The 19,939-nt window shown below is 59.1% G+C and carries 20 protein-coding genes; 11 read left to right on the top strand and 9 right to left on the bottom strand.

Going from position 1 to position 19,939, the window contains the following annotated elements; genetic code table 11:
• The first annotated feature begins 62 nt into the window (after positions 1-62).
• The 3 genes from ACTG27_RS16950 (at position 63) to ACTG27_RS16940 (ending at position 4,047) form a co-directional block, all read left to right on the top strand.
• On the top strand, positions 63-590 hold the full coding sequence (locus tag ACTG27_RS16950) for a potassium-transporting ATPase subunit C (RefSeq protein WP_236381910.1): 528 nt from the start codon (positions 63-65) through the stop codon (positions 588-590).
• 126 nt (positions 591-716) lie between these two features.
• Complete coding sequence (locus ACTG27_RS16945) at positions 717-3,305, top strand: DUF4118 domain-containing protein (protein ID WP_439980014.1); 2,589 nt, start codon at positions 717-719, stop codon at positions 3,303-3,305.
• A 58-nt stretch (positions 3,306-3,363) separates the two neighbouring features.
• The gene (locus tag ACTG27_RS16940) at positions 3,364-4,047 is read left to right on the top strand and encodes a response regulator (RefSeq protein ID WP_047439862.1); all 684 of its coding nucleotides are present in this window, start codon (positions 3,364-3,366) and stop codon (positions 4,045-4,047) included.
• Between the two features lie 4 nt (positions 4,048-4,051).
• Here ACTG27_RS16940 and ACTG27_RS16935 read toward each other — a convergent pair whose 3' ends face one another.
• A complete protein-coding gene (locus tag ACTG27_RS16935; protein ID WP_439980013.1) occupies positions 4,052-5,179 on the bottom strand; it encodes a multidrug effflux MFS transporter in 1,128 nt (375 codons plus the stop codon).
• Positions 5,180-5,271: 92 nt separating this feature from the next.
• Between ACTG27_RS16935 and ACTG27_RS16930 the strand changes: the two genes are divergently transcribed.
• Positions 5,272-6,096: an AraC family transcriptional regulator gene (locus ACTG27_RS16930; RefSeq protein WP_439980011.1), complete on the top strand. Its 825-nt coding sequence runs from the start codon at positions 5,272-5,274 to the stop codon at positions 6,094-6,096.
• Here the strand turns inward: ACTG27_RS16930 and ACTG27_RS16925 are convergent.
• Positions 6,026-6,259, bottom strand: a complete 234-nt coding sequence (locus ACTG27_RS16925; protein ID WP_005355777.1) for a hypothetical protein — start codon at positions 6,257-6,259, stop codon at positions 6,026-6,028. The two genes, ACTG27_RS16930 and ACTG27_RS16925, sit on opposite strands and share 71 nt — an antisense overlap.
• 293 nt (positions 6,260-6,552) lie before the next feature.
• On the opposite strand from ACTG27_RS16925, the gene ACTG27_RS16920 reads away from it, so the two are divergent.
• Positions 6,553-7,803 carry a valine--pyruvate transaminase gene (locus ACTG27_RS16920; protein ID WP_439980010.1) on the top strand — a complete coding sequence of 417 codons (1,251 nt, stop codon included), beginning with the start codon at positions 6,553-6,555 and terminating at the stop codon, positions 7,801-7,803.
• 72 nt (positions 7,804-7,875) lie between these two features.
• On the opposite strand, the gene ACTG27_RS16915 is transcribed toward ACTG27_RS16920, so the two are convergent.
• On the bottom strand, positions 7,876-8,316 hold the full coding sequence (locus ACTG27_RS16915; RefSeq protein WP_005339297.1) for an Hsp20 family protein: 441 nt from the start codon (positions 8,314-8,316) through the stop codon (positions 7,876-7,878).
• 92 nt (positions 8,317-8,408) lie between these two features.
• A complete protein-coding gene (locus ACTG27_RS16910) occupies positions 8,409-8,822 on the bottom strand; it encodes an Hsp20 family protein (RefSeq protein ID WP_041210487.1) in 414 nt (137 codons plus the stop codon).
• Positions 8,823-9,102: 280 nt separating this feature from the next.
• Between ACTG27_RS16910 and ACTG27_RS16905 the strand changes: the two genes are divergently transcribed.
• The 5 genes from ACTG27_RS16905 (at position 9,103) to ACTG27_RS16885 (ending at position 12,893) form a co-directional block, all read left to right on the top strand.
• Entirely contained in the window at positions 9,103-9,873 is a 771-nt protein-coding gene (locus ACTG27_RS16905; RefSeq protein WP_439980009.1) for an MBL fold metallo-hydrolase, read from the top strand.
• A gap of 90 nt (positions 9,874-9,963) precedes the next feature.
• Positions 9,964-10,920, top strand: a complete 957-nt coding sequence (locus ACTG27_RS16900) for a helix-turn-helix domain-containing protein (protein WP_439980007.1) — start codon at positions 9,964-9,966, stop codon at positions 10,918-10,920.
• Positions 10,921-10,985: 65 nt separating this feature from the next.
• On the top strand, positions 10,986-11,690 hold the full coding sequence (locus ACTG27_RS16895) for a helix-turn-helix transcriptional regulator (RefSeq protein WP_439980006.1): 705 nt from the start codon (positions 10,986-10,988) through the stop codon (positions 11,688-11,690).
• An 89-nt stretch (positions 11,691-11,779) separates the two neighbouring features.
• Positions 11,780-12,553: an alpha/beta fold hydrolase gene (locus tag ACTG27_RS16890; protein ID WP_439980005.1), complete on the top strand. Its 774-nt coding sequence runs from the start codon at positions 11,780-11,782 to the stop codon at positions 12,551-12,553.
• 205 nt (positions 12,554-12,758) lie between these two features.
• On the top strand, positions 12,759-12,893 hold the full coding sequence (locus tag ACTG27_RS16885; protein ID WP_439980004.1) for a hypothetical protein: 135 nt from the start codon (positions 12,759-12,761) through the stop codon (positions 12,891-12,893).
• A gap of 56 nt (positions 12,894-12,949) precedes the next feature.
• On the opposite strand, the gene ACTG27_RS16880 is transcribed toward ACTG27_RS16885, so the two are convergent.
• Complete coding sequence (locus ACTG27_RS16880) at positions 12,950-13,108, bottom strand: hypothetical protein (protein ID WP_439980003.1); 159 nt, start codon at positions 13,106-13,108, stop codon at positions 12,950-12,952.
• Between ACTG27_RS16880 and ACTG27_RS16875 the strand changes: the two genes are divergently transcribed.
• On the top strand, positions 13,103-13,522 hold the full coding sequence (locus ACTG27_RS16875) for a GNAT family N-acetyltransferase (RefSeq protein WP_439980002.1): 420 nt from the start codon (positions 13,103-13,105) through the stop codon (positions 13,520-13,522). The genes ACTG27_RS16880 and ACTG27_RS16875 overlap by 6 nt on opposite strands.
• A 67-nt stretch (positions 13,523-13,589) precedes the next feature.
• Here the strand turns inward: ACTG27_RS16875 and gyrB are convergent, their stop codons facing one another.
• The 4 genes from gyrB to dnaA form a co-directional block, all read right to left on the bottom strand.
• Positions 13,590-16,001, bottom strand: a complete 2,412-nt coding sequence (gene gyrB / locus ACTG27_RS16870) for a DNA topoisomerase (ATP-hydrolyzing) subunit B (protein ID WP_005357188.1) — start codon at positions 15,999-16,001, stop codon at positions 13,590-13,592.
• A complete protein-coding gene (gene recF / locus ACTG27_RS16865; RefSeq protein ID WP_439980000.1) occupies positions 15,998-17,101 on the bottom strand; it encodes a DNA replication/repair protein RecF in 1,104 nt (367 codons plus the stop codon). Before recF ends, gyrB begins: the two co-directional genes overlap by 4 nt.
• A gap of 2 nt (positions 17,102-17,103) precedes the next feature.
• Positions 17,104-18,207 (bottom strand): DNA polymerase III subunit beta, encoded by a 1,104-nt coding sequence (gene dnaN / locus ACTG27_RS16860; RefSeq protein WP_005339306.1) that lies wholly within the window; start codon positions 18,205-18,207, stop codon positions 17,104-17,106.
• A gap of 83 nt (positions 18,208-18,290) precedes the next feature.
• Positions 18,291-19,661, bottom strand: coding sequence for a chromosomal replication initiator protein DnaA (dnaA, locus tag ACTG27_RS16855; protein WP_005339307.1), 1,371 nt, complete (start codon positions 19,659-19,661; stop codon positions 18,291-18,293).
• Positions 19,662-19,939 lie beyond the last annotated feature (278 nt).

Genomic DNA, 19,939 nt, shown 5'->3' with positions numbered 1-19,939 from the left:
CGACATAACCGGGATGCGGGTCAGATCCGCATCCCCAGCCATCCTTTTGGAGCAAGAGAATCATGATAGCAATCAGAACCCTGTTGACCCTGACCCTGCTGCTGGGCGTGGGTTATCCGCTGGCGGTGACCGGGCTGGCCCAACTGCTGTTCCCCTGGCAGGCCAACGGCAGCCAGCTGACCGACAGCAAGCAGCAACTGATCGGCAGCGCCCTGCTGGGGCAGAAATTCGAGCGGGCTGACTACTTCCATCCCCGCCCCTCCGCCAGCGATTTCAACACCATAGGCGGCAGCGCCAGCAATCTGGGGATGAGCTCACCGCTGCGGGCAGAGTTTGCCGAACAGGCCGCCAAGGCACAGCCGGGAACCAGCACCCCCGCCATGCTGACCCGCTCCGCCTCCGGCCTCGATCCCCACCTGCCGCTGGATGCGGTGCTGGCTCAGGTGGACCGCGTCGCCAAAGAACGTGGACTGGATCCCGCCCAACTGACGGAGCAGGTCAAGTCGGCCACACAAGCTGGTATCCTTGGCCCGCAGGTGGTCAACATTCTCCAGCTGAATCTGCAACTGGATCATAAAAAGGGCGCCTGATGGCGCCCATTCCGGTTTGGTGATGACCTCGATTTTCGAAACGGGCGGTTGACTCGATAGGGATAACAATGGCTGATGTAGCAAGCGCCGACGCCCTGCTGGCGATTCTGATGCAGGAGCATGGGGATGCGTGATGAGGTAAGGGCCGACGCCCTGCTGGCGAGCCTGGAACAGGAGCACAAGGGCAAGCTGAAGGTGTTTCTCGGCGCAGCTCCCGGCGTGGGCAAGACCTACGCCATGCTGCAGGCGGTGCGGGAACAGGCCAAAGAGGGGGTAGACATCCTGATCGGCGTGGTGGAGACCCACGGCCGTCAGGAGACTCTGGCCCTGCTCGACAAGCTCGCCATCATGCCGCGCAAAATCCACATGCACCGCCAGCAGCGACTGGAGGAGATGGATCTCGACGGCCTGCTCGCCCGCAAACCGACCATCGCCGTGGTGGACGAGCTGGCCCACAGCAACGCCCCCGGCAGCCGCCACGAGAAGCGCTGGCAGGATGTGGAGGAGCTGCTCAACGCCGGGATCGACGTCTACACCACCCTCAACGTGCAGCATCTGGAGAGTCTCAACGATCTGGTGTGGCAGCTCACCGGGGTCAGGGTGAAGGAGACTCTGCCCGATCAGGTGCTGCTGGAAGCCGACAGTCTGGTGCTGATCGACCTGCCCCCCAAGGAGCTGCTCGGCCGCCTCAAGGAGGGCAAGGTCTATGTGCCCCATCAGGCCAAGGCGGCGCTGCAATCCTTCTTCTCCCTCAACAACCTCACCGCATTGCGGGAGCTGGCGATGCAGACTGCCGCCAGCCATGTGGAGGGAGACCTGCAACTGCAGTGGCAGGCAGCAGGCAAGAGCACCTTGCCGCTGCGGGGCAAGCTGATGGTTTGCCTCGGTGACCTGCACGGCTCGGCGCTGGTGCGCTACGGCCACCGCTTTGCCCAGCGCCGTCAGCTCCCGTGGCTGGTGGTGCATGTCGACAGCAATGGCCGCCGCTCTGCCGATGTGGAGCAGGCGCTGGCGCTCGCCTCTCACCTCGGCGCCAAGGTGCTGACGCTATCCAGCCCGGCGGTCGCCAACACCCTGCTGGAGACCGCCGAACAACAGCAGGTCTCCCAGCTGCTGCTCGGCAAACCTCACAAAGCGCCATGGCGCCGCTCGCTGGTGCAGCACTTGCTCAAGCAGGCGCAGGGGCTCGAAATCACGCTGGTCGATACCGAGAAGCAGAAGCCCGAAGTGGGAATGCGCGTCCCGACCCCGAAGGATATTCACCACAGCCTGCTGGCAGTGGTGATCATGGGGATCACCTCGGCCGCCGCCTGGGGGCTCTCCTACTGGCTGCCGCCCGCAGCGTTACCGCTCATCTTCGTGCTGGGGGTGCTGGCGACCGCCCTCACCACCAGTCTGGTGCCCGCCACGCTGGCGGCTGTGCTGGGCTTTATCGCCCACAATCTGCTCTTCACCGCCCCCTACTTCTCCCTGAGCGTCGCCAACCACAGCGACCTGCTCACCCTGTTTGTGCTGCTTATCGTCGGCATGACCGCGGGGCGCCTTGCCTCCCGCCAGCGCCAGCAGCTGATCGGTCTGCGCGAGACCCAGCAGCTGGGCAATGCCCTGCTCTCCCTCAGTCAGGGGCTGGCCACTGCCAGCAGCCCGGAGGAGGTGCTCAGACAAGGTGCCCAGGCCATTTCACTGGCGCTCGGCCAGCCGACCGTGGTGATCGACAAAGAGTTCAACGATCGGCTCGGCAACGAGAAGCACAGGCCCGGCCAGACCGACAAGGCGGCCATCGACTGGTGTCTGGCCCAGAAGCAGAGTGCCGGGGCCCACACCGCCACCCTCAATGCCGCTGAGGCCCAGTATCACCACCTCAGCGACGATCTGGTGATCGGCATAACGCTGGCCAATCCGCTCTCCTCCTCTGCCGAACACCAGCTGCAGGCGCTGCTCACCGATATTCGCGCCGCGCTGGCGCGGATCGACCTCAACGAGCGGCTGGCCGACAGCCAGCTGCAGGCGGAGACCGACCGGATGCGGGCCGCCCTGCTCTCCTCGGTCTCCCACGATTTGAAGACGCCGCTAGCCACCATCATGGGGGCTGGCAGCACCCTGCTGGAATATGGTGACCGGATCCCCGCCGAAGACCGCGACGAACTGCTCCACTCGGTGCAGGAGGAGGCGCGCCGCCTGCACAGCTATGTGCAGAATCTGCTGGATATGACCCGCATCGGCTCCCCCGACTTCCAGCTGAAACGGGACTGGGTCGATCTGGCGGATCTGGTGGAGAGCGCCCGCAAGCGGCTCGACTCCTCCTGGCGCCAGCACAAGCTGCTGGTCCATTTCGATCAGCATGTGCCCCAGCTCTATGTGCACGGCGCCCTGATCGAGCAGGTGCTGGTCAACATCCTCGACAACGCCTCCCGCTACTCGCCGGCAGGCACCCCCATCGAGTTCAAGGTGATGGTGGCCGAACCCGACCTCATCATCGACATCATAGATATCGGGGTCGGTATCGCCGAGTCGGATCGGGAGAAGATCTTCAACCTCTTCTACACCCAGCCGGTGGGCGATTGCGGCAGCCGTGGCACCGGGCTTGGCCTCGCCATTTCCCGCGCTATGATAGAGGCCCACGGCGGCAAGATTTGGGCCTTCTCCGGTCCCAATGGCAACGGAACCTGCATGCGCATCTCCCTGCCGCTCGTTCTCAATTCACCGGAGGTCTGATGGTTGACCGCCAGATCGGGTCACTCAGCCCCTCCCACCATTCGCCTCTGGAGGTTCGATGGCGCACATTCTGGTCATAGATGATGAAGCGGCGATCCGTCGCTTTCTGCGGATCAGCCTGATTGCCGAGGGCCATCAGGTGAGTGAGGCGGTGGGGGTCAATGAAGGGCTGGAGCAGTATCGCCACCTCAACCCCGATCTGGTGATCCTCGATCTCGGTCTGCCGGATGGCGATGGCATTCAGGTGTTGCAGGCCATTCGCGAACACCACCCCAATCCAGTGCTGGTGCTGTCGGCCCGCGATTCGGAGCAGGAGAAGGTGCGGCTGCTGGATGCCGGCGCCAACGACTACATGAGCAAACCGTTCGGCATCGGCGAGATGATGGCCCGCATCCGTGTGCTGTTGCGCCAGCGGGCTGGCGTCAGCAGCGGCGAGCGGCGCCACTTCCCCCAGTGCGGCCTGACTCTTGATGTCAGCAGCCACAAGGTGACCATGAAGGAGGAGGAGATCCCCCTCTCCCGCAAGGAGTTCGCCCTGTTGCAGGCGCTGGTGTGCCACCCCGGCAAGCTGGTGATGCAGACCCAGCTGCTCAACGACATTTGGGGGCCGAGCCACAAGGAGGACACCCACTACCTGCGCATCGTTATCGCCAGCCTGCGCAAGAAGCTGGGGGATAACCCCCAGCAACCAACGCTTATCGAGACCGAATCCGGTATCGGCTACCGCTTTATCGGCAACTGACGTTTCACGTGGAACGACGCCCGCTGCAAAGCAGCGCCAGCAAGCCACAGCCACTCAGCAACAGGCCGAGATCCTGCAATCCGGCCGCCACCGCCAATCCCAGACTGAGCAGCAGGTAGTAACCAAGCCCGAACAGGGCGCCAGCGCTGCCTGCTACCTCGCGATAGGCCAACAGTGCCGGACTCAGCACGTTGGGGATCGCCAGTCCGAAGGCCACCACGATTCCCATCATGGGCAGCAGGAACCAGAGGCTGGCCTGAGTCGCCCAGACCAGCAGCCCGGCGACCAGCGCCATAGCGCAAGCCAGTCGGATCAGAGAGGACGATTGCCACCCTCTCCCCAGCAGATGCTTGTTGAGCAGGCTGCCGAGCAGGGTCGCCAGCGCCAGCAAGATCCCCGAGTAACCAAACTCGCCGACGCTCAATCCCAATCCGGCAAACAGGAACGGCGCCAGACTGTAGTAACCAAACAGCATGGTGTTGAACAGGGCGACCAGCATGGCACTGCGCCAGAGCCCGCCATCTTTCATCATCCGACACGCCAGCGGCCAGAGCGCGACTCGCTGGCTGGTGGCCGGACGGGTTTCCGGCAGCTGCCAGCAGGCAACCAGCAGCAAACCTACCGCCAGTACCAGCAGACCGCTGAACACCCCGAGATAGCCAAACCATCTCGCCAGCTGACCACCACTGAGCAACCCCAGCACCGGGCTCAGGGAGAGCGCTATGCCCATCACCGAGAAGACCCGTGCCAGATCGCTCCCCTGATAGCTATCGCGCAGCATGGTCTGGGTCACCACGGATCCCACGGCGGCACCAAAGGCCGAGATGATCCGGGCCAGCAGCAGGGTTTCAAACTGATTGGCCAGCAGCGCCAGCAAGGTGCCGACGCCATAGGTAAGCAGACCCGCCAGCATGGCGGGACGGCGCCCGACCAGATCGCAGAGCCGCCCCCAGCAGACCACGCCCACCGCAAACGCCAGAAAATAGACCGACAGGGTCTGGGATGCCTGCCCCTCGCTCACCTGAAACTGGCTGGCGATGTGGGTCAGGACCGGGCTGTAGATGGTCTCCACAATCTGGGGAAACATCATCAATCCCACCACCAGCCAGAGCGGTGGCAACTTGTTGTTCATGACAAACCTCCTTCACAAAAGGTCGCCATTCTAGAGAGATGCCGATTGTCTGATTACAATAAGCAGGACTATAAACATCAAAAATCGGACATATGGCCTTTATTCTTCCCGATCACCCTTTTGACCCCGACCAGCTGACGGGCAGCGTGATCAGCATTGCCTCCGCCCTCGGTTGGCACGACTCGGGCATGCATCAACATCAACGCCACCAGCTGTTGTTCGCCCAATCCGGCTGCATGACCATGGAGCTGGAAGGTCGGGTCTGCCTGCTGCCGCCCACCCGCGCCGCCTGGCTGCCAGCGGGCACTGCCCACCGGGTATTGATGCGTGGTGTGGTGGCCTACCGCTCACTCTACTTCCAGCCGCACCCCGAGTTGCCCGGCACGGTGGAAGTGCTGGCGGTCAATCCGCTGCTGCACGAACTGATTGAACGGATGGCGCTCTGGCCGTGGGACAAGCCGCAAGAGCAGCAGCAGCGAACGGTGGCGCTGTTTATGGAGGAGTTGGAGCAGGCACCGCGGGAGTCGTGGCAGTTGCCGCTGCCGACCGATCCCAGACTGGGCGACTGGCTACAGCAGTTGAAACGGGGGGATGCCCTGCCCGATCGGCTCAACCGGCTGGCCAAGCGGGTGGGTGCCAGTGACAAGACCATTGGCCGCATCTTCATGCGGGAGACCGGCATGAGCTATCAGGCGTGGCGTCAGCAGTGGCGGCTGTTGCGCGCCATGGAGCTGCTGGCAGAAAGCGAGTCCATCAGCCGGATTGCCGCTGCGCTGGAGTTCTCCAGCGACAGCGCCTTCATCAGCTTCTTCAAACAACATACAGGACAGACCCCCCTGCGCTACCTCAACTCTCGGGGTGAGTCGCCACAGCCTGGCTCGCTTCCACCACCAGGGTATCCAGCGCCAGCGGCTTGAGATTGTGCAGCGCATCCTGCACCACTGCATGGGATGCCTGTTGCAACTCGCTCTGCACATCCTGCTCCAGCTGGACACTCTCCAGCTCGGGCCGCGGGTTTTCGTTGGCCATCACGTTCAGGCTCAGGGCACTCACAATCAGGGTAGCGATCAGGCTTTTCATCTGGTTTGCTCCGGTATGGTTGAGATGACCAGATAGCTATTCCAATAGTTGTGCCAATCCTCACGAAATTCATAACATTATGATTTTGTTTAAATTAACTATATCTCGATACCAAATTGAGTCGCAAAATGCATCCCGCTCGGTCATTTTTAAACCAACAGTTGGTGCTTTTAACCACGCTTGATTTTTGCACCATGTTCCACGTGGAACGTCCCATCTTTTTGATCGACACCCACTTTTAAACTGAGCTATGGTGCTACATCCCCGTAACTCAAATCTGGATCTGTCACTGAATGGAATTTTCCTTGTTCGGCGAGAAGTTCACTCGCCACGCCGGCATTACCCAACTCATGGATGACCTCAATCAGGGGCTGACCAATCCGGACGCCATCATGCTGGGTGGCGGCAATCCGGCCCCCATCCCCGCCATGCTGGAACGCTTTCAGGCCGAGGCCAAGAGCCTGCTCGACAACGGCGAGCTGGTCAAAGCGATGGCCAACTACGACGGCCCGCAAGGCAAGGACAGGTTCACCAAGGCGCTAGCCGGACTGCTCAGCAAGGAGCTGGGCTGGGATATCTCGGCCCGCAATATCGCCCTGACCAACGGCAGCCAGAATGCCTTCTTCTACCTGTTCAACCTGCTGGCCGGTGAATTTGCCGATGGCCGCAAGAAGAAGGTGCTGTTCCCGCTCGCCCCCGAGTACATCGGCTATGCCGACTCGGCGCTGGCCGACCACTACTTCGTGGCCTACAAGCCCACCATTGAGAAGCTACCCGATGGCCAGTTCAAATACCATGTGGACTTCGAGAGCCTGCAGGTGGGTGACGATATTGGGGTGATCTGCGTCTCCCGCCCGACCAACCCCACCGGCAACGTACTGACCGACGAAGAGATCGAACACCTCGACCAGATTGCCCGCGACAAGGGGATTCCGCTGCTGATCGACAACGCTTACGGCGTCCCCTTCCCGGGCATCATCTTCAGCGAGGCCAAGCCGTTCTGGAACGCCAACACCATCCTCTGCATGAGCCTCTCCAAACTCGGCCTGCCGGGCACTCGCTGCGGCATCGTCATCGCCGACGAGAAGATCATTCAGGCCATCACCAACCTGAGCGGCATCATCAATCTGGCGCCGGGCAGTCTGGGCCCCGCCATCACCATCCCGATGATCGAGAGCGGCGAGATCATCGCCCTCAGCGAACAGGTGGTGAAGCCCTTCTATCAGCAGAAGGCTGAGCTGGCGGTGCAGCTGTTGCGCGAAGCGATCCCCGATCCGCGCTTCCACATCCACAAGCCGGAAGGCGCCCTCTTCCTCTGGCTCTGGTTCGAGGGTTTACCGATCCACTGTCAGGAGCTGTACGAGCGATTGAAGGCGAAGAACCTGCTGATCGTGCCGGGGCACTACTTCTTCCCCGGCATTGATGACCCCGAGTGGCGCCACAGCCAGGAGTGCATCCGCCTCAACTACTCCCAAAGCGAGGAGCTGGTTCGCCGCGGCATCGCCATTCTGGCCGATGAAATAAACGCCCTCTACGCCGGCTAAGTCAGTCCGGCCAGCCAAAAACAGAAAGGCCTGCATCTGCAGGCCTTTATTGTTTATCGCGATCCGGTTTGCTTAGCCGGGCAGCGCCAGCTGCTCGGGTTTACCGATGGGGATGGCACGGGGCTTGAGTGCCTCCGGCAGTTCGCGAGCCAAGTCGATGGTCAACAGACCATGCTCCAGCTTGGCGCCCTGCACTTCCACGTGCTGGCTCAGCTTGAAGGCGAGCTCGAAGTCGCGCTCGGCAATCCCCTGATGGAGGAACTGACGCTCACCGGCCGCAGCCCCTTTGCGCCCCTTCACCTTGAGGGTGCCGTTTTCGGTCTCCAGCTCCAGCTCTTCGCGCTCGAAGCCAGCCACGGCGACCGTGATGCGATAGCCATCCTGATCGCGCTTCTCAATGTTGTACGGGGGGTAAGCGGCGGTCTTCTGCTCAAACAGACCTTCCAGCTCACGGGCCATCCGCTCGAAGCCGACGGCGTTGGAATAGAGATGAGAAAAATCGAGGTTACGCATAATCCTATCCTTCTAATAAGCAACAGGTTCAACTCTCCACAGGCCCGTCATCGGCACCCGGGAAATTTTAAAATTTCAGTGAATTCAGGCTATCAGCCGTTGATCTCGATCTTGCGCGGCTTCATCGCCTCAGGCACTTCACGTACCAGCTCGATGTGCAGCAAGCCGTTTTTCAGGTCGGCCCCTTTCACCCGCACATAGTCGGCCAGCTGGAAGCGGCGCTCGAAACCACGTTCGGCAATCCCCTGATAGAGATAGTTGCGCTCGGTATCGGCCTGCTTGTTGCCCTTCACCGTCAGCAGATTTTCCTGGAAGCTCAGCTCCAGCTCTTCCTGGGTAAAGCCCGCCACCGCCATGCTGATGCGGTAGTCGTTATCACCCAACTGCTCGATGTTGTAGGGGGGATAACCGGCATTGCCATTGCTGGCCGCAGATTCGATAAGATTGGCCAGACGATCGAAACCGATGGCAGAACGATAGAGCGGAGAAAAGTCGATAGAACGCATAGTATTACCCTCTTGTGAGCGATAACGGATTGTTTGCCCTCCTTATGGACGGGCACCTGGTCGAAACCTCTGTCGAGCGTTCCGGCCTTGTTACCTATATAGGGGCTCACTTTTTCCTTTCAAGGGGATTTTTTCAAATTTTTTAAATGGCCGCGCCGACCTGTAGAACATCAACCTGTTGGCCCGATTGTGATGATAATCGACCCGTGGGCCACTGATGGCAACTCGCTCCGCCCCCCATAATTGGTTGCATATCCACCAGCCAACATGGAGCCATCCCATGAAGATTACCCAGGTTCGCAACGCCACCTTGCTGCTCGACTATGCCGGCACCCGCTTTCTGATCGACCCCATGCTCTCGGCCAAAGGGGCTTTCCCCGGTTTTGAAGGCACCGCCAACAGCCAGCTGCGCAATCCGCTGGTCGAGCTGCCGCTGCCGATCGATGAGCTGGTCGATGTGGATGCCGTTATCGTCACCCACGACCATCCCGACCACTGGGATGACGCCGCCAGAGCGCTAATCCCCAAACATCTGCCGCTCTTGGTACAACATCAGAAAGATGCCGATGCCATTCGTGCCAGTGGCTTTGAGGATGTGCGCCTGCTGAGCGACCAGCCCGAGTTTGCCGGCATTCGCCTGCAGCAGACCGGTGGTCAGCACGGCAGCGACCAGTTGATGGCGGTACTGGGCGAGCGCATGGGAGAGGTATGCGGCGTGGTCTTCTCCCACCCCGATGAGCAGTGCCTCTATCTGGTCGGTGATACCATCTGGCATCCCTGGGTCGAGCAAGCCCTGCAACAGCATCAGCCCGAGGTCATCATCCTCAACTGCGGCGATGCACAGGTGCCCGGACTCGGTTCCATCATCATGGGCAAGGAGGATGTCGCCGCCGTTTATCAGGCTGCACCGCAAGCCACGCTGATCGCCAGCCATATGGAGGCGGTCAACCACGCCGTGCTGTCACGCCAGGAGCTGCGCGACTATCTGGCGAAGCGGGGCATGACGGATCGGGTACGGGTGCCAGAAGATGGCGAGGCGATATCACTGTGACCCGCAGGGGGCCATGCCAGAGATGGCCCTTCGGCTTTCACTGCCGAACGCTTATGATGAGAGGTCTGCGCGCAGAGAGGAGTCAACATAATGCCCACCCCGATCGTTGCCGTGGTGACCTTCGATCACTTCAGCCCTTTTCACTGCGCCGTCCCCTGCCTCATCTTCGGCGACATCCTGCCGGGCCAGCCACTGTTCGAGCTCAAGATCTGCTGCGGCGATGGCAACCGCCACGCACACTCGGCACAAGGCTTCACCATTCAGGCGCCCCATGGGCTGGAGGTGCTGGCCGAGGCGGAGATCATCGTCATTCCCTTCTGGCACGACCCGGCAGCCCGACCACCCGCACCGCTGCTCGATGCCCTGATTGCCGCCAGAGCCAGAGGTGCCAGGCTGGTCGGGCTCTGTCTTGGCACCTATGTGCTCGCCTACGCCGGACTACTTAATGGTCGCAAAGCATCGACCCACTGGGAGTACGAACAGGATTTCTGCCGCCGCTTTCCCGTGCAGCTCGATACCAACGCCCTCTATGTGGATGACGATGGGCTGGTCACCTCGGCAGGCACTGCCGCCGGGTTGGACTGCTGCCTCTATCTGGTACGCCAGTACCACGGCTCGGCCATCGCCAACAAGGTGGCGCGGCGGCTGGTGATCCCGCCTCACCGGGAAGGGGGCCAAGCCCAGTTTATCGAACAGCCGGTGCCCGCCTCCACTCGCGATGTCAGGATGAACCAGTTGCTCGATCACCTGCGTGCCCATCTGGCCGAGCCTCATACCCTGGACTCTCTGGCGGCCCATACCCTGATGAGCCGACGCACCTTTACCCGCCGTTTTCATCAGGCAACCGGCCTTTCAGTGGGTGGATGGCTGCTGGCGGAGCGGCTCAGGCGCAGTCAGGAGTTACTGGAAGTGAGCGGTCATTCCATCGATCGCATCGCCGAGCTGGTCGGCTTCAAGAGTGCCACCTCTCTGCGCAACCACTTCCGCGCCCGCTTTGCCATCTCCCCCAGCGAGTGGCGACGATCTTTTCGTGGCAACAATGTCTGATGACATCCTCTATACCCGCTCACTCCGCTATGGCAGGCTAACCAGAGATCCCGAGGAGTCATCCCATGTCCCGTTCCGAACGCCTGCTGGCCCTGCTCCAGCTGCTGCGCGGCCACCGCTACGCCATCACAGGTGCGGAACTGGCCAGCCAGCTTGGCATCAGCCTGCGCACCCTCTATCGGGATATCGCCACTCTGCAGGCGCAAGGCGCCCATATCGAGGGTGAACCGGGGATCGGCTATGTGCTGCGCCCCGGCTTCATGTTGCCGCCATTGATGTTCAGTGAAGAGGAGCTGGATGCGCTGGTGCTGGGTTCGCGTTGGGTGGTCGCCCACGGTGACGGAGCCTTGAGTGCATCGGCTAGTAGTGCGCTGGCCAAGATAGAAGCCGTGTTGCCCGCCGACTATCGCCAGCAGCTCCAGAGCAATGCCCTGCTGATCGGCACCTCCCGCAGCGACAGCCTCACCGATGAAGCCCCGTTGCGCAGCGCCATCCGCCAGCAGCGCAAGGTGACCCTGAGTTATCGTGATCTCAAGGAAGATACCTCCGATCGCACCGTCTGGCCCTTTGCCCTCGGCTACTTCGAACAGGTGCGGGTACTGGTAGCCTGGTGCGAACTGCGTCAGGGCTTTCGCCACTTTCGGGTAGATCGCATCACCCGGATGCAACCGCAAGATTGCCACTATCCCAAAAGCCGGGAGAGCCTGCTGAAGGAGTGGCGCACCACCCAGCAGATCCCGCAGCCGAAATTCATTGCTGACAGAAACTGACAGCAGGTAGCGACATCCTGAGTGGGTCGGCGCAGATGTGCTATTTCATCTGTTAGGTCATATACATCGAAACGAGGTTGCTCAAAAACATGAACAATAAAAGTGGTTATATCGGCGTCAACGGTGGTGAGTTGTATTACGAACTTTCGGGTAATCCTGATGGTGAGCCTTTATTGATGCTTCATGGTGGCCTTGGTTCCCTTAATGAACTAATACCCATTCAAAGATATGTTGCCATGGATTATCAGTTGATCAGTGTAGATTTCCGTGGCCATGGAAAATCCCCTCTAGGTAGTAAGCCACTGAGTTACTTGCAGTATCAGCAAGATATCCAAACACTCCTCGACTATCTGGGCGTTGATAAATATTCAATATTTGGCTTTAGTGATGGTGGTATCGTAGGTTATCGACTAGCCGTACAAGAACCCGATAGCGTTTCTTGTTTGGTTACACTTGGTGCAACGTGGCGATTAGAGCCTGATGATCCATCACTCGGGTTGCTAAGCGGCTTAACAGCTGACTTTTGGATTTCAAAGTTTGCCGATGATGTCGCTCTATATAAGGTGTCAAATCCCGAGCCTGATTTCCCAAAACTGGTCGATGCTGTAAAGGCTGTTTGGCTTGATACAACACCATCTGGCTACCCGAGTAACCTAGTTGAAAAAATTCGTTGTCCGACATTAATCATGAGGGGTGATAACGATGTCATATTTTCGCTTGAGGAGTCTGTGGTTTTAAAAGCAAAAATCGCAGATTCCAGTTTTGCCAATATTCCACTCGCGGCTCACTCAGCTCATCAAGAATCGCCGGAACTGGTAGGTAAAATGCTTCAACAGTTCATGTCACAGCATAAAAACTATTAACTCTTCCATAGCCACACTGCATATAAAGAATCAGCTCTGTGCAAGTGAACTCATCATCAAAATGCCGAACATCAAATTCGGCATTTTCTTTATCTCAGCCCGATCGCCCATCCTTTCAACTGCCAGTGTTTCACGTGGAACGTCGGGCGGCATCCGGCTGGGCCGTCTGTGCTATCATCCCCGCTCCTTACTCTCTGGAGAAACAATGACCACTCGACATAATCCGCTCGAACTGTACCAGCCGGACAACAGCTCCCCCGATAAACTGAGCGAACGACAGCTGATGCTATTTGCCCTACTACAACAGCGTGAGCAGGAGTTGGCTTCAACCAGAACGTAATCGTCCACTACCCGGAAACCCGTTTTCTCAATGCACCGCTCGATTATCTGGCGCAACTAATCGCGGCGCAGCAGCAACAGGGTAATCTCATCAGTGAGGTGGTGATACTCACCACTTATCCTCAGGTACAGGCCCCGCTTGTCGATCACGGTTATCGGCATGAAGCGGTTCATATGCCCGCAGGCCCCGACCATACGGCGATCTTCAGGATGCATTCCGGTTCCTACCCGACAGGTAAAACCCTCTATATCGAGGCCGTCAACGAGCAGGATCCCAAGATCCGGCCCACCTTTGTGTTGATGCTGCGCGATGAAAATGGTGAATTACAGGGTGGTATGTCGGGATCAATCTGGAACCAGGATGAGCGACGTTACGCCTATATCGGCACAGTAGTGGTGAGACCGGAACAACCCGCGGGAAGCGGCACCCGGCTCGCTAATGCTGTGCTGGAGTACCTGACCCGGCAAGGGGTTTGCGAGGTCAATCTCGGAACCCAGACCGCCGAGTCCTTCTATACCAAGCTGGGCTTCCAGACCATTCACCACATAGTGCCAGCCTTGCGTCACCGCATGGCTAGCGATGGCACCCAATTGCCACACAATCTGGTCATCATGAGCAAACTGCTCTGATCGGGCAGATTGCAGATGTAAAAAAGCCGCTCACAAGGAGCGGCTTTTTGCTGTCTGACTACGTCGATTAGACGTCGAGGTTGGCTACGCGCAGGGCGTTGGTCTCGATAAAGTCACGACGTGGCTCAACGGCATCACCCATCAGGGTGGAGAAGAGCTGGTCAGCACCGACGGCGTCGTCGATGGTGACGCGCAGCATGCGGCGGGCTTCCGGATCCATGGTGGTTTCCCACAGCTGGTCCGGGTTCATCTCACCCAGCCCTTTATAGCGCTGGATGTAGATGCCACGTTTGCCTTCGCCCATCAGCCACTCGACGGCTTCCACGAAGTTGGCAACCGGCTTCACCTTCTCGCCACGCTTGATGAAACCACCTTCCTCGATCAGGTTGGCGATCTCCTTGCCCAGCGAGACCAGTTGACGGTACTCACCGGATTGCAGGAAGTCGTAGCTGAGCGGATATTCGCGGTCGACACCGTGCTGACGTACCACGGCGTGCGGCACGTACAGGCTGCGCTCTTCGTCACGACGAACCTGGATCTGATACTGGATACCGTGGTTGCTCTCGTTGAGCACGGCTTCCATACCCTGACACCAGGCCAGCAGATCGCTCTCGCTGTTCAGCAGCGCTTCGTTCAGCTCCGGCTGATAGATCAGCTGGGTCAGCACGGCTTCCGGCGCACGACGAGACATACGGGTGATCAGGTGAGTCACCGAGCGATGCTGGTTGACCAGACGCTCCAGCGCCTCGCCACCGATAGCCGGGGCAGACTCGTTAACGTGCAGGGTCGCACCATCCAGCGCCATGGCGGTCTGGTACTGCAGCAGCGCGTCTTCGTCTTTCAGATACTGCTCCTGCTTGCCCTTTTTCACTTTGTAGAGCGGCGGCTGGGCGATGTAGACGTAGCCACGTTCGATGATTTCCGGCATCTGACGATAGAAGAAGGTCAGCAGCAGAGTTCGGATGTGCGCACCATCGACGTCCGCATCGGTCATGATGATGATGTTGTGATAACGCAGCTTGTCCGGGTTGTACTCGTCACGACCGATACCGCAACCCAGTGCGGTGATCAGGGTGCCCACCTCTTGCGAGGAGATCATCTTGTCGAAACGGGCCTTCTCTACGTTCAGGATTTTACCCTTGAGCGGCAGGATGGCCTGGTTTTTACGGTTGCGACCCTGCTTGGCGGAACCGCCAGCAGAGTCCCCTTCCACTATGTAGAGTTCGGAGAGAGCCGGGTCTTTTTCCTGACAGTCAGCCAGCTTGCCGGGCAGACCGGCGATATCCAGCGCGCCTTTGCGGCGGGTCAGTTCGCGGGCTTTGCGGGCCGCTTCACGGGCACGGGCCGCATCGATGATCTTGTTGACCACGATCTTGGCATCGCCCGGGTTTTCCAGCAGGAAGTCAGCCAGCTTCTCACCCATCGCCTGTTCAACGGCGGTCTTCACTTCGGAAGAGACCAGCTTGTCTTTGGTCTGGGATGAGAACTTGGGATCCGGCACCTTGACGGAGATAACGGCAATCAGACCTTCACGTACGTCGTCGCCACTGGCGGCAGACTTGGCCTTCTTGCTGTAGTCCTCTTTGTCCATATAGGAGTTCAGAGTACGGGTCAGCGCGGTACGGAAACCAACGAGGTGAGTACCACCATCCCGCTGTGGGATGTTGTTGGTGAAGCAGTAGACCCCTTCCTGATAGGCGTCGTTCCACTGCATCGCCACTTCAACGCCGATACCATCCTGCTCGGTGGTGAAGTGGAACACCTTCGGGTGGATCGGGGTCTTGTTCTGGTTCAGGTATTCAACGAACGCCTTGATGCCACCCTCGTAGCAGAAATGCGCCTCGCGGCCATCACGCTCGTCTTGCAGACGGATGGAGACACCGGAGTTGAGGAAGGAGAGCTCGCGCAGGCGCTTGGCCAGGATCTCGTAATGGAACAGGGTATCGCTGAAAATGGCAGGGCTCGGCCAGAAGCGAACTTCGGTACCGGTGCCGGTGCTGTCGCCAATCTGCTTGAGCGGCGCCTGCGGCTCACCCAGATGATAGGTCTGCTCGTAGACGTGGCCGTTACGACGAATGGTCAGCAACAGCTTGTCAGAGAGGGCGTTAACTACCGAGACACCCACGCCGTGCAGGCCGCCGGATACCTTGTAGGAGTTGTCATCGAACTTACCGCCAGCGTGCAGCACGGTCATGATGACCTCTGCGGCGGAGCGGCCCTCCTCCTCGTGCATGTCTACCGGGATACCCCGGCCATTGTCACGCACAGAGACAGAACCGTCGGAATGGATCTTGACCAGAATATCGGAGCAGTAGCCAGCGAGCGCCTCGTCAATGGAGTTATCGACGACCTCGAACACCATGTGGTGCAGACCCGAGCCATCATCCGTATCGCCGATATACATCCCCGGGCGCTTGCGGACCGCATCCAGGCCCTTCAGCACCTTGATATTCGAGGAGTCGTAAGTATTTTCACTCATAGCTTACTCTCTGCCTTCTCTAACGTTTCGGAGATTTTACCCTGTTCCACGTGGAACAACTTGCAGTCATTCGCATCCATCATGTCTGCGAGCTGACCGGTGTCGATGGCGGTGATAAACACCTGGGACGCACACTGCTTCAGCCTTGCGGCCAGCAAGCGGCGCTTGTCGACATCCAGTTCAGAGGCAAAATCGTCAATTAAAAAAATACAGCCACGGCTGCTATGTTGATTCAAATAGAGCCCTTGGGCCAGTCGCATGGCGCAGACCAGCAACTTCAGCTGACCCCGGGACAAAATATCCTGAGCGGGCACCCCGTTCGCCTTGAGGCGCACATCGGCTTTTTGTGGACCGACACCGGTATAGCCCAGCGCCCGATCCCGCTCAAACCCCGCCTCCAGCAGATCGCCGAGGGGAGTGTCTTTCTCCCAGCCCCGGTAAAAGCCGAGACTGATATCGAATTCCGGCAGAAAATCCGCCGTCATCTCCTTGATCAGGGGCGTAATGGCCCGACAATAACTGGCGCGAAACTCGGCCAGCTCACCCCCCAGCCGCACCAGCTCCTGATCCCAGAACGCCAGCTGGCGGTACTGGGTGCTCTGGCGCAACAGCGCATTGCGCTGTTTCAGCAGCCGCCGCACTCGCCCCCACAGGGCAAAGAAGGTCGGCTCCTGATGGAAAACGCCCCAATCGAGCCAGGCGCGGCGAGCCTGAGGCCCGCCCGTCAGCAGGTTGAAGCCATCGGGATGGATCAACTGCACCGGCAACAGCTCCGCCAAATCGGCCAGCCGCTGGGCCTGCGCCCCGGCAATCTTGAGCTGGCTCTCGCCACTCTTGTCTTTGGCAAGACCTATCGGTACCTGACGCCCCTCCAGCTCGCACTGGGCAAACAGGGTAAAGGCCCTCTCCCCCTGGCGGATGACCCGCCCGGTCAAATGAGTGCGAAAGGAGCGCCCCAGACCAAGGTAGTGAATGGCTTCCAGCACACTGGTCTTGCCGCTGCCATTGCACCCGACCAGAATGTTGAGGCCGGGCGACAGCTTGAGACTGGCTTGCTGGATATTGCGAAAGTCGCTGAGCTGGAGTTTGACCAGGGACACGACTAGATCCGCATCGGCATCACCACGTACTGAGCATCCTGATGTTCAAAATCCTCAATAATGGCACTGCTGATGGAATCGCTCAGGCTAATCCGAATTTGGTCACATTTTAACGTATTCAGCACGTCGAGCACATAAGAGACGTTAAAGCCGATCTCCATCTCGCCAGCGGCATATTGTACGTCAAGCAGCTCTTCGGCTTCTTCCTGTTCCGGGTTGTTGGCGGTGATGCGCAGCAGGTTTTCCTGCAGATTGAGACGCACCCCACGGAATTTCTCGTTGGAGAGGATAGCGGCGCGGGCAAACGCCTGACGCAGATCCTCACGGCCGGCGATGAGCGCCTTGTCGCTGTTGCGCGGAATGACGCGGCGCCAGTCCGGGAAGCGGCCATCCACCAGCTTGGAGGTGAAGATGAAGCCGTCCAGCGCAGCACGCAGGTTGCTGCGACCGATCTGCAGACGTACCGGCTTGTCTTCCGCCTCCAGCAGACGCACCAGCTCCAGTACCCCTTTACGCGGCAGGATAACCTGATGATCGGGCAGCGATTCCCCAACTACCTCGCGGCGGCAGGTAGCCAGACGGTGACCGTCGGTCGCCACGGTGCGCAGACCGTGACCTTCGCTCTCGAACAGCATGCCGTTCAGGTAGTAACGCACATCCTGGCTGGCCATGGAGAACTGGGTCGCATCGATCAGCTTCTTCAGCTCCAGCTGGCTGATATCGAACTCGAGCACGGATTCCCAATCCTCGATGTTCGGATACTCGGTCGCCGGCAGGGTCGAGAGGTTGAAGCGGGAGCGACCGGACCGGATGATCAGGCGCTCCCCTTCGGTATTGAGACGGATCTCGGCGCCTTCCGGCAGACCACGGCAGATATCCAGCAGCTTGCGCGCCGGTACTGTGGTGCGGCCATCTTCGCTGGCCCCGTTCAGATAGACCTGACCGATCATCTCTACTTCGAGATCGGTACCGGTCAGTGACAGCAGACCGTTGCTGACATCAAGCAGCACGTTGCCGAGGATCGGCAGGGTCGGTCGGCCGCCGAGGGCGCCGGACACCAGTTGCAGAGGACGTAACAGGGCCTCACGGCTAATTTCGAGCTGCATCTGTGCTCTCCGTTGTGATTAGGAGGAAAAGATTCGGATCAGGTTGGAATATTCGCGCTGCATCTGTCCACTCGATTCCGTTATCAGGAAGAAAGGGTACGGATCAGGTTGGAATAGTCCTCCTTGATGTCGTGACTCTCCTCCTTCAGCTGCTCGATCTTGCGGCAGGCATGAAGAACGGTAGTGTGGTCACGGCCACCAAAGGCATCACCTATCTCCGGCAAACTGTGGTTGGTCAGCTCCTTGGCCAGTGCCATCGCCAGCTGGCGCGGACGGGCAACGGAGCGGGAACGACGCTTGGAGAGCAGATCCGCCAGCTTGATCTTGTAGTACTCCGCCACCGTCTTCTGGATATTGTCGATGGTGACCAGCTTCTCCTGCAGTGCCAACAGGTCGCGCAGCGCTTCGCGCACGAAATCGATGTTGATGGCACGGCCGGTAAAGTTGGCGTTGGCTATCACCCGGTTGAGGGCGCCTTCCAGTTCACGGACGTTGGATCGCAGACGTTTGGCAATGAAGAAGGCCACTTCGTCCGGCAGATGGATCTGGTTCTCGTCAGCCTTGCGCATCAAGATCGCGACGCGGGTCTCCAGCTCCGGCGGTTCGATCGCCACGGTCAGGCCCCAGCCGAAGCGGGACTTGAGGCGATCCTCGACACCGTTGATCTCCTTCGGATAGCGATCCGAGGTCAGGATGATCTGCTGGTTACCTTCCAGCAAGGCATTGAAGGTATGGAAGAACTCCTCCTGGGAGCGCTCCTTGTTGGCGAAAAACTGGATGTCATCGATGAGCAGGGCATCGACGCTGCGGTAGTAACGCTTGAACTCTTCAATGGCGTTGTTTTGCAGCGCTTTCACCATGTCCTGAACAAACCGCTCGGAGTGCATATAGATGACTTTGGCATCTTTTTTACTCTCCTTGATGGCATTGCCAACGGCGTGCAACAGGTGGGTTTTACCCAGGCCGGTGCCACCATAGAGGAACAGCGGGTTGTAAGCACCACCCGGATTGTCCGCTACCTGACGGGCAGCCGCACGCGCCAACTGGTTGGACTTACCCTCGACGAAATTCTCGAAGGTATAGTTCACGTTGGTGTTGCTCTTGTGGTTCGGCTCGGGCTTGGCTTCAGCCTTGCTTTCCCAGCTCTTCTGCAAGTTATTCACAGGCGCGGCACCCTGTACCGGCGCTCTGGCGACAGCAACAGGATGGGGACGATTGCCTATATCAAAACGCAGGGCGGGGCCGTCGACCCCGCAGAGTTCGTTGATGATGCCGTTAACCCGGATGAGATACTTGTCTCGTACCCAGTCCAGAACAAAGCGATTCGGTGCATACAGGGTCAGAGTATTGTCACTCAACTCCGCTTGAAGCGGCCGGATCCACATGCTGAATTCTGCCGAGGGCAACTCATCTTGCAGCCGGTTAAGGCACTGCTGCCATAGCGAAGCAGTCACTCTAAACTCCTGTCGATTGATTAACTAAAGACCGGCTATTCTACGTTTTTAGCCGCCGGATCTCCAGCCATCGCCCGGTGGATCCAGCAAATAAGATCCTTGACTTTCAAGGATCCAGCGCCTTTGGATCGGATTTCATCCCCAAAGTTACCCACAGCTTGATCCACCGTCCGGATTGGTCGATCCCGTGCTTCTCTCCTGTTATTTCATATAACCAAATGTCATTTATTTTTTAAATTTTATTCCAATAACATCAGGGCCAAACCAGTTATTACAAC

This window comes from Aeromonas sp. 97A, assembly GCF_051919185.1.
Taxonomy (GTDB): domain Bacteria; phylum Pseudomonadota; class Gammaproteobacteria; order Enterobacterales; family Aeromonadaceae; genus Aeromonas; species Aeromonas veronii.
This window is presented reverse-complemented; position numbering and strand designations above follow the sequence as displayed.